The sequence below is a fragment of the Streptomyces tibetensis genome (assembly GCF_007655005.1).
Lineage (GTDB): Bacteria > Actinomycetota > Actinomycetes > Streptomycetales > Streptomycetaceae > Streptomyces > Streptomyces tibetensis.
Genome location: NZ_SZVW01000011.1, coordinates 44,648 through 64,881, shown reverse-complemented (window position 1 = coordinate 64,881; position 20,234 = coordinate 44,648). Strand labels below are relative to the sequence as shown.

The 20,234-nt window shown below is 74.4% G+C and carries 16 protein-coding genes and 1 pseudogene; 16 read left to right on the top strand and 1 reads right to left on the bottom strand.

The features are described 5' to 3' along the window. The 14 genes and pseudogenes from FDO69_RS19580 to FDO69_RS19515 all read left to right on the top strand — a co-directional run bounded on the left by FDO69_RS19580 (position 1) and on the right by FDO69_RS19515 (position 16,837). Positions 1-981 (top strand): ornithine carbamoyltransferase, encoded by a 981-nt coding sequence (locus tag FDO69_RS19580; RefSeq protein ID WP_104781147.1) that lies wholly within the window; start codon positions 1-3, stop codon positions 979-981. Between the two features lie 245 nt (positions 982-1,226). Continuing rightward, positions 1,227-2,540: an MFS transporter gene (locus FDO69_RS19575; RefSeq protein WP_234388007.1), complete on the top strand. Its 1,314-nt coding sequence runs from the start codon at positions 1,227-1,229 to the stop codon at positions 2,538-2,540. Positions 2,541-2,693: 153 nt separating this feature from the next. Beyond that, positions 2,694-3,482 (top strand): Tat pathway signal sequence domain protein, encoded by a 789-nt coding sequence (locus FDO69_RS19570; protein ID WP_104781146.1) that lies wholly within the window; start codon positions 2,694-2,696, stop codon positions 3,480-3,482. Between the two features lie 188 nt (positions 3,483-3,670). After that, entirely contained in the window at positions 3,671-4,873 is a 1,203-nt protein-coding gene (locus tag FDO69_RS19565; protein WP_104781145.1) for an inositol-3-phosphate synthase, read from the top strand. Beyond that, positions 4,870-6,216, top strand: a complete 1,347-nt coding sequence (locus tag FDO69_RS19560; RefSeq protein WP_104781331.1) for an SCO3242 family prenyltransferase — start codon at positions 4,870-4,872, stop codon at positions 6,214-6,216. The genes FDO69_RS19565 and FDO69_RS19560 overlap by 4 nt, the downstream gene beginning before the upstream one ends. Continuing rightward, a pseudogene (locus tag FDO69_RS19555) lies at positions 6,213-7,238 on the top strand (sugar phosphate isomerase/epimerase family protein); the annotation flags it as partial. The gene FDO69_RS19560 and the pseudogene FDO69_RS19555, both read left to right, overlap by 4 nt. A 179-nt stretch (positions 7,239-7,417) precedes the next feature. After that, positions 7,418-8,113, top strand: coding sequence for an EboA domain-containing protein (locus tag FDO69_RS19550; RefSeq protein ID WP_104781144.1), 696 nt, complete (start codon positions 7,418-7,420; stop codon positions 8,111-8,113). A gap of 30 nt (positions 8,114-8,143) precedes the next feature. Beyond that, positions 8,144-9,001 (top strand): TatD family hydrolase, encoded by an 858-nt coding sequence (locus tag FDO69_RS19545; protein ID WP_104781143.1) that lies wholly within the window; start codon positions 8,144-8,146, stop codon positions 8,999-9,001. Positions 9,002-9,010: 9 nt separating this feature from the next. Then, on the top strand, positions 9,011-10,171 hold the full coding sequence (eboE, locus tag FDO69_RS19540; RefSeq protein WP_104781142.1) for a metabolite traffic protein EboE: 1,161 nt from the start codon (positions 9,011-9,013) through the stop codon (positions 10,169-10,171). Beyond that, complete coding sequence (locus tag FDO69_RS19535; RefSeq protein ID WP_104781141.1) at positions 10,168-11,556, top strand: alkaline phosphatase family protein; 1,389 nt, start codon at positions 10,168-10,170, stop codon at positions 11,554-11,556. Before eboE ends, FDO69_RS19535 begins: the two co-directional genes overlap by 4 nt. 31 nt (positions 11,557-11,587) lie before the next feature. Next, a complete protein-coding gene (locus FDO69_RS19530; protein WP_104781140.1) occupies positions 11,588-12,403 on the top strand; it encodes a 4'-phosphopantetheinyl transferase family protein in 816 nt (271 codons plus the stop codon). A 135-nt stretch (positions 12,404-12,538) separates the two neighbouring features. After that, positions 12,539-13,219: a ferric reductase-like transmembrane domain-containing protein gene (locus FDO69_RS19525; protein WP_104781139.1), complete on the top strand. Its 681-nt coding sequence runs from the start codon at positions 12,539-12,541 to the stop codon at positions 13,217-13,219. Between the two features lie 277 nt (positions 13,220-13,496). Continuing rightward, positions 13,497-14,276 carry an ABC transporter ATP-binding protein gene (locus FDO69_RS19520; protein ID WP_104781330.1) on the top strand — a complete coding sequence of 260 codons (780 nt, stop codon included), beginning with the start codon at positions 13,497-13,499 and terminating at the stop codon, positions 14,274-14,276. Beyond that, positions 14,276-16,837, top strand: coding sequence for an FtsX-like permease family protein (locus FDO69_RS19515; RefSeq protein WP_234388006.1), 2,562 nt, complete (start codon positions 14,276-14,278; stop codon positions 16,835-16,837). The genes FDO69_RS19520 and FDO69_RS19515 overlap by 1 nt, the downstream gene beginning before the upstream one ends. Before the next feature lie 79 nt (positions 16,838-16,916). Here FDO69_RS19515 and FDO69_RS19510 read toward each other — a convergent pair whose 3' ends face one another. Next, a complete protein-coding gene (locus FDO69_RS19510) occupies positions 16,917-17,915 on the bottom strand; it encodes a TauD/TfdA family dioxygenase (RefSeq protein ID WP_104781137.1) in 999 nt (332 codons plus the stop codon). 803 nt (positions 17,916-18,718) lie between these two features. Between FDO69_RS19510 and FDO69_RS19505 the strand changes: the two genes are divergently transcribed. Together FDO69_RS19505 and FDO69_RS19500 are read left to right on the top strand one after the other, a co-directional pair. Continuing rightward, positions 18,719-19,420, top strand: coding sequence for a 4'-phosphopantetheinyl transferase family protein (locus FDO69_RS19505; RefSeq protein ID WP_234388005.1), 702 nt, complete (start codon positions 18,719-18,721; stop codon positions 19,418-19,420). 228 nt (positions 19,421-19,648) lie between these two features. Then, the gene (locus FDO69_RS19500; protein ID WP_104781136.1) at positions 19,649-20,191 is read left to right on the top strand and encodes a hypothetical protein; all 543 of its coding nucleotides are present in this window, start codon (positions 19,649-19,651) and stop codon (positions 20,189-20,191) included. Positions 20,192-20,234 lie beyond the last annotated feature (43 nt).

Sequence of the window (20,234 nt, the reverse complement as noted above, 5' to 3'; positions counted from 1 at the left end):
ATGGAAGTCCTCCGGGACGTGCGCCACGCGCGCCACCTCATCTCCGTCGACGACCTCACCGACCACGAACTGCACCGCGTCGTCGCACGCGGCGCCGCGTTCTCCGCCGGCCTCGCCGACCCGGTCCGCCCGCTAGACGGCCTGGTCGCCGGGGTCTACTTCGCCAAGACCTCCACCCGCACCCGGACCGCCTTCTCCTCCGGCGCACTGCGCCTCGGCGCATCCCTCGTCTCCTACGGGCCCGGCGACCTCCAGCTCAACACCGGCGAGAGCACCGAGGACACCGGCCGGGTGCTGTCCGGCATGCTCGACGTGCTGGTGGCCCGCACCGCGGGACCGGAGGAGGAGATGCGCGGCTGGGCGAGCCAGCACCGGATGGCCGTCGTCAACGCCATGAGCGCCGAGGAGCACCCCACCCAGGCGCTGACCGACCTGACCACCCTGCTCCGGCACTTCGGCCGCATCGAGGGCCTGCGCGTCCTCTACGCCGGCGAGGGCAACAACACCGCCGCTGCCCTCGCCCTGGCCCTCGGCCGCTACCCCGGCGTCCACCTCGACCTGCGCACCCCGCCCGGGTACGGGCTCACCCCGTCCGTCGCCGAGCGGGCCGCGGCCCACGCCGCCCGCAGCGGCGCCCGGATCACCGAGCGGCACGACATGGACGCCCTCGCGGGGGCGTACGACGTCATCTACACCACCCGCTGGCAGACCACCGGCACCAGCAAGCCGGACGCCAACTGGCGGGAGATCTTCGCGCCGTTCCAGGTGGGCCCGTGGCTGTGGGACGGCTCGCCCCGCGCCGTCTTCATGCACGACCTGCCGGCCCACCGCGGCGAGGAGGTCACGGCGGACGTCCTGGACGGCCCGGCGAGCATCGCCTTCGCGCAGGCCACCAACAAGATGCACAGCGCCATGGCGGTCCTGGAGCACGTGCACGCCCCGCTGACGGCCCGGGTGCCGGAAAGCGCAACCGCCCGATGAGCGGCACCACGGGTCCGGCCACGGACCCCTCGGAAGTGCCGTGGCTGATGACGGAGGAGACGCGCGACGGGAGCGGCAGCGCGGTGGGTACGGTCACCGAGGTGCCCGAGCCGACACCGGGGAGCACACCGGGGCCGGTGTCTGCCGGTAGGCCGGGGACCGGACCGGAGTCGGTGTCTGCCGGTAGGCCGGGGACCGCACCGGAGCGGGTGTCTGCCGGTAGGCCGGGGACCGCACCGGAGCGGGTGTCTGCCGGTAGGCCGGGGACCGCACCGGAGCCGGCGTCTGCCGAGTCCGCGCCCCTACTGCCGCTGCGCCGCAACCGGGACTTCACCCTGCTGTGGGGCGGCGCCGGGCTGTCGCTGCTGGCCGGGCGGGCGACCGCCGTGGCGTATCCGCTGACCGTGCTGTGGGCCACCGGATCGCCGGGGGACGCCGGACTGGTCGGCACCGCGTTGCTGCTGCCCATGCTGCTGATGCAGCTGCCCGGCGGGGTGCTCGTCGACCGCTACGACCGGCGGCGCATCATGATCGGCGCCGGGCTCGGCCAGGCACTGATCGCCGTCGTGGTGACCGCGCTGCTGCTCAGCGGACGCACCTGGCTGTGGGCGCTGCTGGCCGCCGCGTTCGCCGAGGGCGCCCTCGGCGTGCTGCACCAGCTCGCCGAACGGGCGGCCGTACCGGCCGTCGTCCCCCGCGAGCAGCTGCCCGCCGCGCTCACCGGCAACGAGGCCCGCACCCGCGGCGCCGCCATCGCAGGACAGCCGCTCGGCAGCGGACTGGTCGCGCTCGGTGCCTCGCTGCCCTATGCCGCCGCTGCCGTCAGCCAACTGGCCTCCGTCATCTGCCTGTTCGGAGTGCGAGGCAAGCTTCAGCAGGAACGCACCGGACCGCCGGCCCGGCTCGGCACCGAGATCCGCGAGGGCCTGGTGTGGATGTGGCGGCAGCCCTTCCTGCGAGCCGTGATGACCGCCGTCGCCGTCACCAACATCCTCTTCCAGGGCCTCAACCTGGCCGTGATGGCGGGCATCCAGGAACGGCACGGCACCCCCTTCGAAGTCGGCCTGGTGCTCTCGCTCAGCGGCGCCGGCGGGCTCGTCGGCGCGATCACCGGCGGCTGGTGGAACACCCGGTTCCCGCTGCGCACCCTGGTCCTGGGCGGACTGCTCGCCTGGACCGCCTTCATGGTCCCGGTGGCCGTCGCCCTGGACACCCCCGTGCTGCTCGGCGCCCTGTTCGCGGCGAGCGGCTACGTCGGCGGCGTCTTCAACGTCGCCGGCGGGGTGCTCCTCGTCCGGGCCGCGCCCGACCAGCTGCGAGGCCGCGCCAACTCCTTGGCCAACCTGGTGGGTTCGGGTGCCATGGCGGCCGGGCCGGTCGCCGCCGGCTTCCTCCTGGAGTCCACCGACGCCCTGCGCACCGCCCTCGCCCTCAGTGCCGTCATGGCGCTCACGGCACTGGTGGCGCTGGCTTCGCCCGGCCTGCGCAAGGCGCCGTTCCCCGAGCCGGGGGACGCCCCCGCCGACGGCCCCGGGAACACCTCCCGGAAGCGTCCCTGAGACCCGCCCGGAAACCGGCCCTGACCTGCCGGTTTCCGGTATAGGTCGCCGATAGGGCCATACGCGAGAGTCATAGCACGCAAGCAACTGGGCCACCGGCCCGCAGCCCCGCCCGTGATTCCGCCCCATCCACCCCGTGTAAGGAGAACGCGCATGACGCTCAACACCCTGGACCGCAGGAGTGCGTTGCGGGCCGCCCTCGGCGTCGCCGGAGCGGCCGCCACGGCGTCCCTCGTCGGCGCCACGCCCGCCGAGGCCCACGGCCGCCGCCACCCCGCCCTGCCGGAGGTCTCGGGCATGGTCGGCGACCGCTGGGCGAACGAGTTCTGGTACCAGTACGACGAGATGTCGTACTACACCCCGTCCCAGGAGATGTCGGACGCGGTCTACGCCATCGTCGCGCCGTTCGGCGGCTTCACCAAGACCTACGACGCCTGGGTCGAGACCCGCAAGAGCGGCCGCTACCCGCGCAGCTACATGGAGCTGATCAGACCGAACAAGGCCGCCTTCGAGGTCGTCTCGCGCGAACAGATAAAGATCTACGACCAGTTCTACGGCCGCGACCCGCGCGGACTGCTTTTCGCCTTCCAGGAGTACGGCCAGGGCACGCTGTTCGACCCGCGCCGCCCGGACGGCCAGAAGGTCCACATGATGAACTACACGCCGCCGTCACCCACCCACGCCTACCACCGCTGGCACCCTTTCCTGGCCGGCTTCGCGCTCCTCGGCATCAAGCCGCACTACTGGACCCACATCAACCGGCTCGCCGGCGTCGCCTGGGAACTGCAGTCGCTGGCCCAGCCGATCACGGACCGCAACGACAACCCGCACCTGCCCAAGCGCACCGTCCGCCGCGTCACCTCCAAGTGGATGTGCCGCGACCGCGCCGAGCTGGACAAGGCCTTCGACGTCTTTCCCTTCCCGGTCGACCTCGGCAAGTAGCGGCAGGCACGGACACAACCGGGCAGGGGCGCCCTCCGCGGCGCCCCCACCGGCCCCCGCCGCAACCCGGCTCGGCCCCGTCCCGACCCGGCTCGGCCCCGTCCCGACCCGGCTCGGCCCCGTCCCGACCCGGCTCGGCCCGTCTCGACCCAGCTCAGGCCCGTCCCAGCGCAGGAGGCACGCTCACCATGCAGGACACTGCCCGCTCCCTCGGAACCTCACCCCGTATCGGCGTCTGGCTGGTCGGCGCCCGAGGCTCGGTCGCGACCACCGCCGTCGCGGGCGTGGCCGCCATCGCAGCGGGCCTCGCCTCCGCCACCGGATGTGTCACCGAGTCCCCCGACTTCGCCGGCGCCGGCCTGCCGGACCTCGCCGACCTCGTCTTCGGCGGCCACGACGTCGTCGACGTGCCGCTGACCGTGAGGGCGGGCGAACTGGCCCACGCGGGCGTCCTGCCGACCCCTCTCGTCGCCGCGGTGCGCCCCGCCCTGGAGGCCGCCGACGCCGGGATCCGCGACGGCTCGCCGCTGCCCGACGAGCCCCAGTACACCACCGCGCGTCGCCTCGCGGCCGACATCGACGACTTCCGTACGCGGCACGGCCTGGAGCAGGTCGTCGTCGTCAACGTCTCCTCCACCGAGCCGCTGCCCGAGCCCGACCACGCCTTCCTCGCCCTCCCCGACCTCGACAAGGCCCTCGCCGCCAGCACCGACCTGCTGCCGCCCAGCTCGCTGTACGCCTACGCCGCCTTCCACGCCGGCTGCGCCTACGTCAACTTCACCCCCTCCGCCGGTGCCGCGCTGCCCGCCCTGGAGGAGCTCGCCCGGCTGCGCGGGGTCCCGCACGCGGGCCGCGACGGCAAGACCGGCGAGACGCTGGTCAAGAGCGCCCTGGCGCCGATGTTCACGCAGCGCGCGCTCCGGCTGCGCTCCTGGTCCGGCACCAACCTGCTCGGCGGTGGCGACGGCGCCACCCTCGCCGACCCCGAGGCCGCGCGCAGCAAGACCGAGTCCAAGCAGCGCGCCCTGGAGGAGACCGTCGGGCACGCCGTCGAAGGCGTGGTGCACATCGACAACGTGCCGGAGCTGGGGGAGTGGAAGACCGCCTGGGACCACATCACCTTCGAGGGGTTCCTCGGCGTGCGCATGACCCTCCAGTTCACCTGGCAGGGCTGCGACTCGGCGCTGGCGGCGCCGCTCGTCCTCGACCTGGTCCGGCTCGCCGCGCTGGCCCGCCGCCGCGGGGAGAGCGGGGCGCTGCCCGCGCTCGGCTTCTTCTTCAAGGACCCGGCGGCCTCCGCGGAGCACAACCTGACCCTGCAGTACGGAGCCCTCATCGAGTGGGCCGCCACGTCCGCCGAGCCCGCGCGCCGGTCCGAGGTGGCGCGATGACGACCGCGACCGCTCCGCCGCCGGTCGCCGGCGCCTCCGGTGCCTCGGCACCCCGGCAGCCAAGTCCCCGCCGTCGCACCCTGCGTGAACTGACCCGCGGCGCTCGCGACACGCTCACGGCGTGCCGCGCGGCCGCCCGGGCGGCGTCGACGGCGTTCCGGACGGCGCGGGGGACCGAGACCACCCCCTCCGTTTCCCCCCGCCCCCGGTACGACACCGGGTACCGGCCCCGTTCCGTCGCGGTCCGGCAGCACGCCACCGCGGTCGCCGAGCTGGTACGGGCGCCCGCCGCGCTCACCGTCCCCGGCGACGTCCTGGCCGGTGCGCTCAGCGCCGGCCGCCCGGCGGGCGGGCGAACCCTGCTCCTGGCCGCCTCCTCCGTCAGCCTGTACTGGGCCGGCATGGCTCTCAATGACTGGGCCGACCGCGAAGAGGACGCCCGCGAACGCCCCGAACGCCCGGTGCCGTCCGGGCGGATCAGCGCCGGGGCCGCCCTGGGCATCGCCGGCGGGCTCACCGCCGCGGGCCTCGGCCTGGGCGCGCTCGCCGGCGGCCGCCGCGTCCTGCTGCGGCGGACCCTGCCGCTCGCGGCCACCGTGTGGGCGTACGACCTGGGCCTGAAGCACACCCCGCTGGGACCCGTCGCGATGGCGGCGGCCCGTGCCCTCGACGTGCTGCACGGCACCGGCCCCTCGCCGGCCGGTCCCGCGCTGCACGCCGCGGCCACGGTCGGCGCCCACACCTGGGCGCTGACCCGCCTCAGCCGCCACGAGGTGAACGGCACGGCGGGCCACGAGCCCCTGCTGTCCCTGGCGGTGACGGCGGCGGTGACCCTGGCGGCGACGGCCGGCACCTCATATGCCTCCGGGCGGGGGCGTCCTGAGCCGGCGTCCGCCGCGGCGAGGCAGGTGCCGGACGGCGCACCGGCCACCGCGTCCGCCGTGCTGCGTCACCTCGCCGACTTCGCCGCGCGGTCGGCCCCCGGCGTCGCGCCGGACGGGCCACCGGCCACCCTGTCCGCCGTGCTGCGTCACCTCGCCGGTTTCACCGCGCGGTCGGGCCCCGGCATCGGAACCGACGTGCCACGGCTGCCCGGCCGGTCCCTCGCCGTGACCCTCCTGACCTCCGCCGTCTACGCGGTCACCTGCGCCCGCGCCCAGTGGGCCGCCCTGCGCGACCCGGACGCCGCGCGGACCCGGGCCGCGGTCGGCGCCGGCATCCACGCGCTGCTGCCGCTCCAGGCCGCCCTCGTCTCCCGCACCGGCTCTCCCGGGCTCGCCGCCCTGCTCGCCGCGGTCCTCCCGCAGGCAGCCCGCCTCGCCAGAAAGGTGTCCCCGACATGACAGCCCACCAGGGCCCCCGGCCCGGCACGCACCCGGCTGTCACCGGCGCCGGCCCGGCAGCGACCGAAACCCACCCGGGCGTGGGGGCCGGCGCCGGTCCGGTCGGGCCCGAAACCGTCCCCCAGGAGGAGGCACACCCCGCACAAGCGGAGCGCCTCCGCTTCGCCTACGGCACCAACGGCTTCGCCGATCACCGGCTCACCGACGCCCTCGCGGTCCTTGCCGACCTCGGGTACGACGGGGTCTCGCTCACCCTCGACCACCAGCACCTCGATCCGTACGCTCCCGGCCTGGCGGCCCGCGTCCGGGACGCGGGGCGGGCGATCCGGCGTGCCGGGCTCGCCGTCGTCGTGGAAACCGGGGCGCGCTATCTGCTCGATCCGATGCGCAAGCACCGGCCGACGCTGCTGAGCGCCGAGCCCGAGGGGCGGGCCGCCCGGCAGGAGCTGCTGCGGCGCGCGACCGTCATCGGGGCCGAACTGGGCGCCGAGGCCGTGCACTTCTGGAGCGGCACGCCCGACCCCGGCACCACCCGCGAGGAGGCGTGGCGGCGGCTGGAGGAGGGCTGTTCGACGGCCCTCGCCGACGCCGAGCGGGCCGGGGTCCGGCTGGCGTTCGAGCCGGAGCCGGGCATGCTCGTCGCCGATCTGGCCGGGTACCGCAGGCTGTGGCGGGCGCTGGGCGCACCGGACCGGCTGGGGCTCACCCTGGACATCGGGCACTGCCGGTGTCTGGAGCCGTACCCGGAGCGGCGGTGTGTCGAGCTGGCCGCCGACCGGCTGGCCCACGTGCAGATCGAGGACATGCGGCGGGGCGTGCACGAGCACCTGCCGTTCGGGGAGGGGGAGATCGACTTCCCGCCGGTTCTCGAGGCGCTGCGCGCGGCCCGGTACCGAGGCCTGGTCTCCGTGGAGCTGCCCCGGCACAGCCACGCCGCGACCGCGACGGCCCGCCACAGCATCGAGTTCCTGCGCGCCGCGGCGTCCCGGCCCCCGGTTTCCGGGTCCCAGCCCGCGGTCCCCGGCCTCCGGCCCGCGGTCCCCGGCCTCCGGCCCGCCGTCCCCGGGTCCCGGCCCGCCGGACCCGGGCCCCGTGCCGCCGGACCCGGGCCCCGTGCCGCCGGACCCGGGCCCCGTGCCGCCGTACCCCAGCCCCGCATACCGCGTGCGCTCGCACACCTCTCGAAGGAGGTCACACCGACATGACCGCACCCACGCTGACGCAGGCGCCCGAGGCCGTCCACGGCGCCCTGACGGTGCGCACGCTGAGGGAGTGCCTGCTCTCCGTCCTCTCCCCGGACCAGCGGAACCGTTTCGTCCGGGACACCGCCGCCGTCGCCGAACTGGGCGCCGCCGCCCTGGACACCCGCTTCCCCGCGGCCGGCCGGTACTACGGGCGCGGCCCGCTGCCCGGCTGGGCGGGCTGGAGCGTGGAGGACGGCATCCGTACCGGCCTGCTGCTGCGGCTGCCGGCGCAGGGCGACGACCTTGCCGCGGAGGCGGCCGCCCGGTACCGCGGCGGCGACGCCGCCGAGCGCCGGGGAGTCCTGCGCGCCCTGCCGTTCCTGCCCGTCGGCGCCGCCGGGCTGACGCTCACCGACGACGCACTGCGCACCAACGACACCCGGCTGATCTCGGCCGCGCTCGGCCCGTACGCACGCGCCCACCTGGACCAGTACCGCTGGCGCCAGGCAGTGCTCAAGTGCCTGTTCACCGGAATCCCGCTGCACCGGGTCGCCGGGCTGCACGAACGCCGGGACGCCGAACTCGCCCGCATGGCCGAGGGGTTCGCCGCCGAACGGCGGGCCGCCGGCCGGACCGTACCGGCCGACCTGTGGCTCGTCGCCACGCAGGAAGCCGCGGACGTCACCGCGGACCGCGCCCCGTACGACGCCTGACCTCACCCACCCCGAGCGGAAGCCACGGCCATGCGCATCTTCGATCCCCACATCCACATGACGTCCCGTACCACGGACGACTACAAGGCGATGCACGCCGCGGGCGTCCGGGCCCTGGTGGAGCCCGCGTTCTGGCTCGGCCAGCCCCGCACCCACCCGGCGAGCTTCACCGACTACTTCGACTCACTGCTGGGCTGGGAGCCCTACCGGGCCGCCCAGTTCGGCATCCGCCACTACTGCACGATCGGCCTGAACCCCAAGGAGGCCAACGACCCGCGCTGCCTGCCGGTCCTGGACCTGCTGCCGCGCTACCTCGCCAAGGACGGCGTGGTCGCGGTCGGCGAGATCGGCTACGACACCGTCACCGACGCCGAGGAACTCGCCTTCGCCCGGCAGCTGGAGCTCGCCGTGGAGCACGGCCTGCCCGCCCTGGTGCACACCCCGCACCGCGACAAGGCGGGCGGTACCCGGCGTTCCCTGGACGTGGTCCGCGCCTCCGGCATCGACCCGGCCCTGGTCGTCCTGGACCACCTCAACGAGATCACCGTCGGCGAGGTCGCCGACAGCGGCTGCTGGATGGGCTTCTCCATCTACCCCGACACCAAGATGACCGCCGAGCGCATGGTCGCCGTACTGAAACGGTTCGGCACCGAGCGCGTGCTCGTCAACTCGGCGGCCGACTGGGGCCACAGCGACCCGCTGCTGACCCGTGCCACCGCCGACGCGATGCTCGCCGCCGGCTTCGACGAGGACGACGTGGACCGGGTCCTGTGGCGCAACCCCGTCAGCTTCTACGGGCAGTCGGGCCGGCTCGACCTCGACGGATACAACGAGACACAGGCCGCCGGCCTGTTCGCGGGCAACTCCGTCGCCCGCGGTGGGAGCTGAGGTCCCCTCATGCGCTTTCGACACCCCGACGGCAGCACCGTCCACCTGGCGTACTGCACCAACGTGCACCCCGCCGAGACCCTCGACGGCATCGTCGGCCAGCTCGCCGCGTACGCCGAACCGGTGCGCGTCGCCGCCGGTGCCCGGCTGATCGGCATCGGCCTGTGGCTGCCCGCCGAGACGGCCGGCGCGCTGGCCGCCGACCCGGCCGGCGTGGCCCGGCTGCGCCGCGAGCTGAGCACCCGCGGCCTGGAGACGGTCACCCTCAACGGCTTCCCCTACCGCGGCTTCCACGCGCCCGTCGTCAAACGGGCCGTGTACTACCCGGACTGGTCGGAACCGGCCCGTCTGGAGTACACGCTGAACCTGGCCCGAGTGCTCGCCGGACTGCTGCCCGAGGGCACGTCACGCGGCTCGATCTCCACCCTGCCGCTGGCCTGGCGCACCGTGTGGACCTCGGCGCAGCGCACCACCGCGGCCCGGCAACTGGACGCGCTCGCGGAGGGGCTCAAGCAGATCGCCGCCGACACCGGCAAGACCATACGGGTCGGCATCGAACCGGAGCCCGGCTGCGTGGCGGAGACCACCGAGCAGGCCGTCGACGTGCTGGCCGGTACCGACCCGCAGTGGATCGGCGTCTGCCTCGACGCCTGCCACCTCGCCGTCGCCCACGAGGAACCGGCCGCCGCGCTGGCCCGGCTGCACGAGGCGGGCGTCCCGGTGGTCAAACTCCAGGCGTCCACCGCGCTGGAGGTCCCCGACCCCGCCCAGGACTCCGTACGGGAGGTGCTCGCACCCTTCGCGGAGCGGCGGTTCCTGCACCAGACCAGGGAGGCGGGCCCCGGCGGGACGCTGCTGGCCTGCGACGACCTCGGGGGCGCGCTCGCCGGCGCGCTGCCGGGCCGGGCGCCCTGGCGCATCCACTACCACGTGCCCCTGCATCAGGAGCCCCCGCCACCGCTGGCCGGCACCCGCGAGGTGCTGCGCGCGACCCTGCGGACGCTGTTCGCGGGGGAGCGGGCCATCACCGACCACGTCGAGGTGGAGACCTACACCTGGTCCGTGCTGCCCGGCCACCACGACGACGCCCTCGTGACCGGACTGGCCGCCGAAATGACCTGGATGCGCGACGAGTTGACGGCCCTGGGCCTCACGCAGGTGACGTCGTGACCGGCGACCGGACGGGCCGGCAGGTCGCCGTCCTGTGCACGGTCGGCCTGACCCGGAGGCTGCTCGACGAGATGCCGCATGTGCGCGCGGTCGGCGAACAGGGCTTCACCGCCCGCCTGGACACGGTCTTCCCGGCCGTCACCGCGACCGTGCAGGCCACCCTGACCACGGGGTCGCTGCCGCGCGAGCACGGGGCGGTGGCCAACGGCTGGTACCACCGCGACCAGGGCGAGGTCATGATGTGGCGCCAGCACAACGGGCTGGTGCACGGCGAGAAGGTCTGGCAGGCGGCCCGCCGCCGCGACCCGGAGCACTCCACCGCCTACCTGTGCTGGTGGTGGGCGATGGGCGCCGACGTCGACACCGTCCTCACCCCCCGCCCCGTCTACCACCACGACGGCCGCAAGTCCCCGGACTGCTACACCGTCCCCGCCTCCCTGCGCGACGAACTCACCGTCGCACAGGGCGACTTCCCGCTCTTCCAGTATTGGGGGCCGACCGCGTCGATCGCCTCCACCCGCTGGATCGCCGGCGCCGCCCGGTACGTCGTCGACCGCCGCCGCCCCGACCTCACCTTCGTCTACGTCCCGCACCTCGACTACGACCTCCAGCGGTACGGCCCGGACAGCCCGCAGGCCGTCCGCGCCGCCCGGGAGACCGACGCGGCCCTTGCCCCGCTCCTCGCCGACCTGCGGGAGCGCGGCACGACGGTGGTCGCGCTGAGCGAGTACGGCATCAGCGCGGTGAGCCGGCCCGTCGACATCAACCGCGCCCTGCGCCGCGAGGGACTGCTCTCGGTGTCCACCCAGCGGGGCATGGAGTACCTCGACCCGCACACCTCGCGGGCGTTCGCCGTCGCCGACCACCAGGCCGCGCACGTCTACGTGGCCGACCCCACCGACGTCCCGAGGGTGCGGGACGTGCTGAAGGCGCTGGACGGTGTCGACGAGATCTGGGACCGCACCCAGCAGGCCGACCACGGCATCGACCACCCCAACTCCGGTGAGCTGGTGGTGGTCTCGGAACCGGACGCCTGGTTCACCTACTACTACTGGCTCGACGACGCCCGCGCACCCGACTTCGCGCGCGGCGTCGACATCCACCGCAAGCCGGGCTACGACCCCGCCGAGCTCTTCTTCGACCCGTCGATCCCGGCGGTGAAGGCGAAGGCGGCACTGACCGTGCTGCGGAAGAAGGCCGGGATGCGCGCACCGCTGACCGTGGTGCCGCTCGATCCCGGCCTGGTCAGGGGCAGCCACGGACGGCTGCCCTCCGACGACCGGGACGCGCCGCTGCTGCTGTGCTCCGACCCGGTCCAGGAACGGGACCGCTACCACGCCACCGAGGTGAAGGAACTCCTCCTGCGCCTCAACGGACTGGCCTGAGACCGGCCGTGACGAGAAGAGAGGAGGAGAGATGGCATCGCTATCGGCCCCGGCCGCAGCACACATCGATCACGCGGCGGACATCAGCGACGTGTACGTGCCGGAGACGGCACGCACGGTGGTGGCCCGGCTGGGGGAGAACGGCGCGGCACACGTGTGGTGGTGGCCGCTGAACGAGGCCGTGGACCCGGTCGACTTCGCGCTGCTGGACGAGGCGGAACGGGCCCGTGCCCGCCGCTTCCACGCGGCGCGGGACGCGGCGGCCTTCACGACCACCCGGGCGGGCGCGCGCCGGGCGGTGGCACAGCTGCTGGGCGTGGCCCCGCAGTCGGTCCGCTTCGGCCGGCGCACCTGCCCCGGTTGCGGCGACGCCGAACACGGTCCGCCCGCGGTCGTCCGGCCGCCCGTCCCGCTCGCGGTCAGCCTGTCCCGCACCACCGGCTGCGGTGTGCTGGCGGTCCGGGCGGGTGACTGGGTGGGCGTCGATGTGGAGGCGTACCGCACGGTGGAGTCCGCGGCACTGGCGGAACTGGTCCTGACGCCGAACGAACGCGAGCAGATCTTTTCCTTCGCCGAGGGCCCGGAGCGCACCAGAACCTTCCACCGGGCCTGGACCCGTAAGGAGGCGGTCGTCAAGGCGGTCGGCCTGGGACTGATGGGCATGCCGCTGAACACCCTGGACGTGAACCCGTCCACGGACGGGCCGCTGACCGTGCGCCACGTGCACCGAGAGCGCACCACGACCTGGCACGTCGAGGACCTGCACCTGCCGGGCCCCTGGTCGGCCTCCCTGTCCCGCCCGTCCGCCGGCCCGCTGGGCCCGGTCCACGTCCATCCGCCCACCTGACCCCGTATCGACCCGTCGATACGGCCCACCCCTGGGAGCGTCCCCCGGCTCCCGGGGCACCACGGTTCCCGGCCCCCGGCCCTCCCCGGCGGAGGCCGGGAACCGTCCGGTCGACATTCCCGCGAGGGAGAAACGATGACCCACACCGTCGGCACCGCCAGCCCGGTCCTGACCCCGCCCCCCGAGCCGTCGCTTGTCCGCAAGGGCCCCCCGCACACCCCGCCCCCCGGCGCCGCCCTGATCGGCGGCGGTCTCGCCGTGGCCGGTGCCGCCCTGCTGACCGGCGTGCTCGCCGCGGGCACCCTGCGCGACGTCCTGGACCGGATGGCCGGCGTCATCGCCCTGGTCGCGCTTTCCGTGGCCGTCGTGCTTGGCCTGGCCACCGCCCTGCGCGGACTGCTGCCGCGCCCGGTCCGCGCGCACGCGCAGCGGCTGCACCGCGCGGCCGGCGCGGTGGGCGTCGGCGCGCTGCTGACCCACATCGGCGTGAAGGTGGCGGGCGGCCGGGTGGACGCCGGGGCCGCCGCACTCGGCTGGGGCAGCGGCGACGCCCTGGTCGGCCTGGGCACCCTCGCCTGCCACCTCTTCCTGCTCGCCCTCGCCACCGGCATCTGGCGCGGCACCTTCGCGCGACGCCGCTGGATCCGCCCGTTTCGCGTTCTCCACGGAGCCTCCTACGCCGCCTGGGCCGCCGCCCTGGCCCACGGCCTCGCAGCAGGCCGCCCCCCGGCCCCCTGGGTCGTGGCCGCCTACATGACAAGCGCCGCGGCAGTAACAGTGACGCTGATCCTGCGCTGGACCCGGTGCCGCACCTGACAGGAGCGCGGCCGACCCCCCCCCAACGGCGCCCGCCGGTCCGGCCGAAGGCCACCACCGGCGGGCGCCGCAGCCGGTCCGGCCACAGTCATCGCACCCGCCACTTTCGGACGATTCTCCGCGTCATCGACCGAAACCCATGCACCGATCCACCCGTACGGGCAGTTTCCATAGGGCCGATATAGATCGGACGGCCAGGTTCGATCCGATGCACTTTCCGCTGTCGGCGGAGGTGCTCACGCCCCACGCGACGATGGATGGAGAGGACTGGTCACGCATGATGACCGAGAGGACCAACACCGAGCCGCGCAGCGGCACCGTCACCCGGAGCCATGCCCTGCGGCTGGACGAGGTCAGCAAGGTCTACGGCAGGAACGGCCGTGGCGTCCGGGCCCTCGACGGCGTTTCCGTGGGCATCGAGCGCGGCTCGTTCACCGCGGTCATGGGCCCGTCCGGCTCCGGCAAGTCGACCTTCCTGCACTGCGCCGCCGGCCTCGACAAGCCGACCTCCGGCCGTGCCTGGATCGGTGACACAGAACTCGGAGGGATGAACGAGACCCAGCTGACCAAGCTGCGCCGCCAGCGCATCGGCTTCGTCTTCCAGGCGTTCAACCTGATCTCGTCCCTCTCCGTGCGCCAGAATGTCGAGCTGCCCCTGCGGCTGGCCGGCGAGCGCCTGGACAAGCGGTGGCTGGAGGAGATCCTGGCCCGCGTCGGCCTCGGCGGCCGGGCAGGCCACCGCCCCGCCGAACTCTCCGGCGGTCAGCAGCAGCGGGTGGCCATCGCCCGCGCCCTGATCACCCGCCCCGACGTCATCTTCGGCGACGAGCCGACCGGCGCCCTGGACACCGTCACGGCGAAGGAGATCCTCTCGCTGCTGCGGTCCTGCGTGGACGACACCGGCCAGACCGTCGTCATGGTCACCCACGACCCGGTCGCCGCCTCGTACGCCGACACCGTCCTGTTCCTCGCCGACGGCCGCCTGGCCGACCGTATGCACGCCCCGACCGCCGAGCGCGTCGCGGACCGGATGACACACCTGGGAGCGTGGGCCTGATGCTGCGTTACGCCTTCCAGACCCTCAAGGCGCGCAAGGGCGGATTCATCGGCGCGTTCCTGGCGCTGATGTGCGCCGCGGCCCTGGTCACCGCCTGCGGCATCCTCCTGGAGACCGGCCTGCGCGGCACCATCGGCACCGAGCGGTACGCCGCCGCCCCGGTGATCGTCGGCGGCGACCAGAACGTCCACCAGACCACCGTCAAGCAGAAGAAGGGCAAGACCAAGACCAAGCACAAGGCCAAGCCGCTCGCCGAACGCGTCTGGCTGCCCGGCTCCACCGTCACCGCGCTGGAGAAGGTGCCAGGCGCCCGGGCCGTCGTACCCGAGATCACCTTCCCCGCGTACGCGGTCGATCCCGACGGCCGCGTCGTCCAGGGCGTCGACGGCAAGCCCTCCTACGGGCACGCCTGGGCCTCGGCCGCCCTCACCCCGTTCACGCTGGTCGACGGCTCCGCGCCCGCGTCCGCCGCCGACGTCGTCGTGGACCGCGAACTCGCCGGCCGCACCGGCCTGAAGACCGGCTCGAAGCTCACCGTGCAGTCGACCGACGCCCCCCGCACCTACACCGTCACCGGCATCGCGGCACCCACCGGCGGCGACCTGAAGCAGCAGACCTCGCTGTTCTTCGCCACCACCGAGGCCCAGAGGCTCTCCGGCCGCGACGGCCAGATCACCGCGATCGGCGTGCTGCCCGCGAAGGGCGTCGGCACCGCCGAACTGGCGGACCAGGTGAAGAAGGCACTGGACGGCACCACCGCCCAGGTCGTCACCGGCGGCGACCGCGGCCCGGTCGAGTTCCTGGACGCGGCGAAGGCCCGCATCAAGCTCGTCTCCATGGGCGGCGCCATCGGCGGCACGTCGCTGCTGGTCGCGATCCTCGTGGTCGTGGGCACCTTCGCCCTCTCCATCCAGCAGCGCTACCGCGAACTCGCCCTGCTGCGCGCCATCGCCGCCACCCCCAAGCAGGTACGGCAGCTGATCGGTCGCGAGGCCCTGATCGTCGGTCTGCTCGCCGGCGTGCTCGGCGCGGCCGCCGGACTGCCGATCGCGTACTGGCTGCACCACAAGTTCGTCGGCTTCGGCACCATCCCCGACACCCTGGAGGTCACCTTCAGCTTCTTCCCGTTCGCCGCCGCCGTCGGCGCCGCCCTGCTGGGCGCCTGGGCCGCGGCCCGCATCTCCGCCCGCCGCACCGCCCGTATCCGGCCCGCCGAGGCGCTCGCCGAATCCGCCATGGAGCGGACCGGCTTCGCCTGGGGCCGCTTCCTCGCCGGAGCGCTCACCCTGGCCGGCGGGGTCGTGCTGCTGGCCGTGCTGAGCGTGCTGAAGACCGAACCGGCGTCCACGCCGGTGACGTTCCTGACCGTCGTGGTGCTGGCGGTCGCGGTCGCCCTGCTCGGCCCGGTCATCGCCCGGCTCGCCGTCGCGGTCCTGGGCGTCCCGCTGCGCGCCTCGCGCGTCGCCGGCCACCTCGCCACGGCCAACGTCCGCGCCAACACCAAGCGGATGGCCTCCGCGATCACCCCGCTGGCCCTGCTCATCGGCATGGCCTGCACGGTGCTGTTCGTGCAGACCACGATGGGCGACGCCGCCTCGGCCCAGGCCGAGGACGGCAACCGGGCCGACTGGGTCGTCGCCTCCTCCGGCCCCGGCGTGCCCGAGCAGGCCGCCGACGCCCTGCGCGCCACCCCCGGGGTCACCGCGATCACCGAGGTGGTCCGTACCAGCGTCCGTGTCGGTCTCGACAAGTACCCCTCGCAGGGCCTGTCCACGGACGGCCTGCGCAAGAACTGGGACCCGGACGTCACCGAGGGAACACTGGCCGGGTTCGGCACCCGCAGCGTCGCGCTCAGCGAGGTCGCCGCCGACCACCTCGGCAAGAAGCCCGGCGACTCCCTCAAGATCACCCTCGGCGACGGCACCGTCGTCACCCTGAAGGTGGCCGCCGTCTACGCCCGCGGACTCGGCTTCGGCGACCTGACCATGGCCCACGATCTTCTCGCGCGGCACGTCGACAACCCGCTCGCCTCCTCCGTCCTCGTCCAGACCGCCGACGACGGCACGGTGGGCCGCGAGCAGCTGCAGAAGGCCGTCGGCGCGTTCCCGGGCGTCGGCGTCCTGGACCGCGGGCAGGTCGAGGACCTCCAGGCCGAGGTGCAGCAGTCCAACGCCGAGGTCAACTACGTCGCCATGGGGCTGATCATCGCGTTCACCGCGATCGCCGTGGTCAACACGCTCGCCATGTCGGTCTCCGACCGCTTCCGCGAGTTCGCCCTGCTGCGCCTGGTCGGCACCACCCGCCGGCAGGTCATGAGCATGTTGCGCATCGAGTCCCTGGTCGTGGTGCTCATCGCCGCGGCGCTCGGCAGCGGCATCGCCTTCGCCGTCCTGACCGCGTTCAGCATCGGCATGACGGGCGCCGCGGCACCCTCCGTCGACCCGAGGATGTACCTGGGTGTCCTCGGCTTCGCCGGACTCCTGGCCCTGCTGGCGACGGTCGTACCGGGCCGGCTGTCGCTGACCGGCCGCCCCGCGGACGTCATCGGCTCCCGCCAGTGACGGCACACCGCCGCGGCACCCACGGCTGAAGGGCCGGCCCCTCGGGGCCGGCCCTTCAGCCGTGGTTCGCCGTCCTGGCCTAGTCCAGAACTGCGCCACCGCCCTTGCGGTCCACCCGGCTGCGGCGGTTGTCCAGGTGCGCGTAGACCCGCTCCAGCCAGCGGTCCGCGCCGTCGTAGCGCGGAACGAAGGAGGTACGGCCGTGCACCGCGACCCGGTTGTCCACGACGGCGAAGTCACCGACCCGCAGCCGGTGCGCGGTCATCGTCTCGACGAACGCGTCCCGCAGCTCCGCCATCGCCGCCTTCGCCGGGTCGTCCAGCGGGTGGGTGGCGGCGAAGTCGACCAGCACGTTGGGGTCCTCCGGGTCACCCAGCAGCACCGGGTGCGCCGACCGGACGCTGTCGAGGCCGCCGAACGACGGCGGCGGCTCGGTCAGGAACCGCGGCTCGGCCAGCACCCGGCGCGCCTCCTCCGACAGCAGCGGCAGCGCGCGGCGGACGGAGGAGGTGCACAGTTTCGCGTCGCCGGTCGGGTCCTCCCGTATGCAGAGCAGCCCCACGTAATCGGGCCGGTTGTCGTGGAAGGCGTTCTCCACGTGCAATTCCAGGAGTACGGAACCGGCGTTGCTCTGTGAATCCTCCCGGCCCGGCACCGGCACCACGTTCTGCACCAGGGCGCCGTTCTTCTCGCTCCGGAAAGAGATCACCTCACCGAGTTGCAGCATCAGCGAGGTGATGACGGAGGCGGCGGTCGTCGGAACGCGCTCGACGGAATGCGGCACGCTCGGCGTCGGCGGCAGCGGATCGCCCGCCACCACCGGAAGGTTCCGCAGCAGCAGCACCCCGTCCCGGCCAGGATCGTGCCGGAACGCGCGCAGCGTGGCCAACAGCGTACGAGGCATCAACGAGGAGGCGGCGAGGGCCGCGCCCAGCCACCCGGAGCTGTCGATGAGCGGATGCCCCGGGCCGGTCAGCCGGCGGGTCAGGGCCACCAGCTGCTCCCTTTCCCGTTCGCTGAGTTCATACCCGGCCACCGTGTTCGAAGCGGCCGGACCCAGCATCTGAATCTGAGTCATAGGAGAGTTTCCTCAGGTTGTCGGCAATTTCCGGGGCAATTCTGGAAGCCCGTCCTATCGCGCCCCTATGGGGCGTCGGTATAGGCCGTCAATAGTCCTGAGGAGGAGGCTCGAGAACAGTGACCGTACACATCTGAGTACATCCGAACAGCCCGGTCGCCGCGGCGGACGGGCGCGGAAAGGAGACGCGGGACATGACACTCCCACGCGATCGAAGCCGGACGGACGCTCCAGGCAGGGCGGAAGAGGAGCCCCGCACCACCACGGACACCACTGCGCGGGTTCGGGGGAGCGGAGGGACGGGTCCGGGCGCGGCAGCCGGGGGAGCAGGAGCGCCGGGTGCGGCTCGGCCCGGCGAAGGGCCCCGCTCTGGCGAGCGGCCCCTGCTCGGCGAGGCGGGCCGGCCTGGGGAGGCGGGCCGGCGTGGTGAGGCGGGCCGGCCTGGTGAGGGAGGACGGCCTGGGGAGGGTGGTATCGCCGGTGCGAGGGGTCGGCCCGGTGGGGATGCAAGCACCTGGCCGGGCGGGGCGGCCGACCCCGGTGAGGCCGGCACCGCCGGTCAGGATGCCGGCCACGGCGAGGCCCGTGCCGCTGACGCAGCTGCCCACCCCGGCAGGGATGCCGACGCCCGCGGCGACGTCGCTCAGCGGGACAGCGAGCCTACCGCCGGCGCGGACCCCTGCCTCGGCGACGACGTCCCCGCAGCTCCCGGCGTTGTCCGCCCCGGCGCGCGCGTCGGCGCGGACCCGGGCGCGGACCCGGCCGCCGCCGTCGACCGGATCATCGCCCGAGGCGAGGCGCACGTGTGGTGGTGGCGCTGCCCCGAGCGGGTCGACCCCGCCGACCTCGCGCTGCTGGGTACGGAGGAGTTCCGGCGTGCCCTCGGCATGCTCGCCGAACGGGACGCCGCCGAGTTCGTGCGCACCCGGGCCGGAGCCCGCCGCGCGCTGGGCGAACTGCTCGGCATCTCCCCGGCCACCGCCCGGCTGGGACACCGGCGCTGCCCGGGCTGCGGCGCGGACGACCACGGCCCGCCGCTGCTGGTGCACCCCCCGCTCCCGCTGGCGATCAGCCTGAGCCGCACGGCCGGCTGGGGCGTCTTCGTGGTCGGCGCCGGCCTCGCCGTCGGTGTCGACGCGGAGGCGTTGCGCCCGGTGCGAGAGACCCTGTTCGCAGGGTCCGTGCTGACCGCGGCCGAGCGGCGCCACCTGGACGCCATGGCGCCGGGCCCGGCCAGGCACGCCGCGTTCCACCGGGTCTGGACCCGCAAGGAGGCCGTCGTCAAGGCGGTCGGCGTGGGCCTCGTCGGCACGGAACTCGACCAGCTGGAGACCCATCCCGACCGGGACGGCCCGCTGCGCGTCACCCACCACGGCATCGGCGGCCCCACCGAGTGGACCGTGGAGGACCTGCGCCTGACCGGCCACCTCGCGGTGGCCCTGGCCCGCGCGGCCGGCCCCGCGGCCCGCGGCCCGGTCCACCTCCACCCGCCCACCGGCCCGTGACCCGGTGGCCCACCCCCGGCACCCCGCGCTCCTGCCGCAGTCCCGACCGGTCCCGGTGGCCCACCCCCGGCCCCCCGCGCCCCTGCCGCAGTCCCGACCGGTCCCGGCGGCCCACCCCCGGCACCCCGCGCTCCTGCCGCCGTCCCGACCGGTCCCGGTGGCCCACCCCCGGCACCCCGCGCTCCTGCCGCAGTCCCGACCGCACTTCGAGAGAGGACGTCACGCATCATGACCACGGAATCAGTCGCCACGCCGGCCCGTCCCGCGGACCTCGACACCACACTCCGCGGGCCCCGCACCGGCCACCTGTCCGCGGCCGAACTGACCGCGTACTTCGACACCCTCGCCGAGGCCGTCCAGCGGATCGACCCCGGCCCCTCCGCGCCCGGCGGCTGGGAGAACCGAGAGCGGCTGCGGTTCTCCACCTGGGTGCGCGCCGCCTACGAACACCCGTTGTCGCCCGCTGTGTTCGTCCACGCCGACGCCGGTATGGCCCGTTCCGCGCAGCACCGCCAGGCCGCCGAGCTCGGTCTGCGCATGGACGTCTCGGGCACCGGTATCCGCCCCGCCCGCCCGACGCCCCACGTCCGCGCGGCCGCAGCCGTGGCCGCGGTCTGGTCGGTCACCGCGCTGGCCGTCACGCAGTCCCCGCGGCCCCCGCGCGAGCGCGTCGTCTCCGACGCCTGGCGGATCGCCCAGGAGATCATCGCCCCGGCCCTGCTGACGGCCGGCCCCGGCTTCACCCGCGCCCGCGCCCGCGGGGCGTGGTGACGTGTCCGGCTCACCGGACACCCCGTGCGGGGGCAAGCCGAGC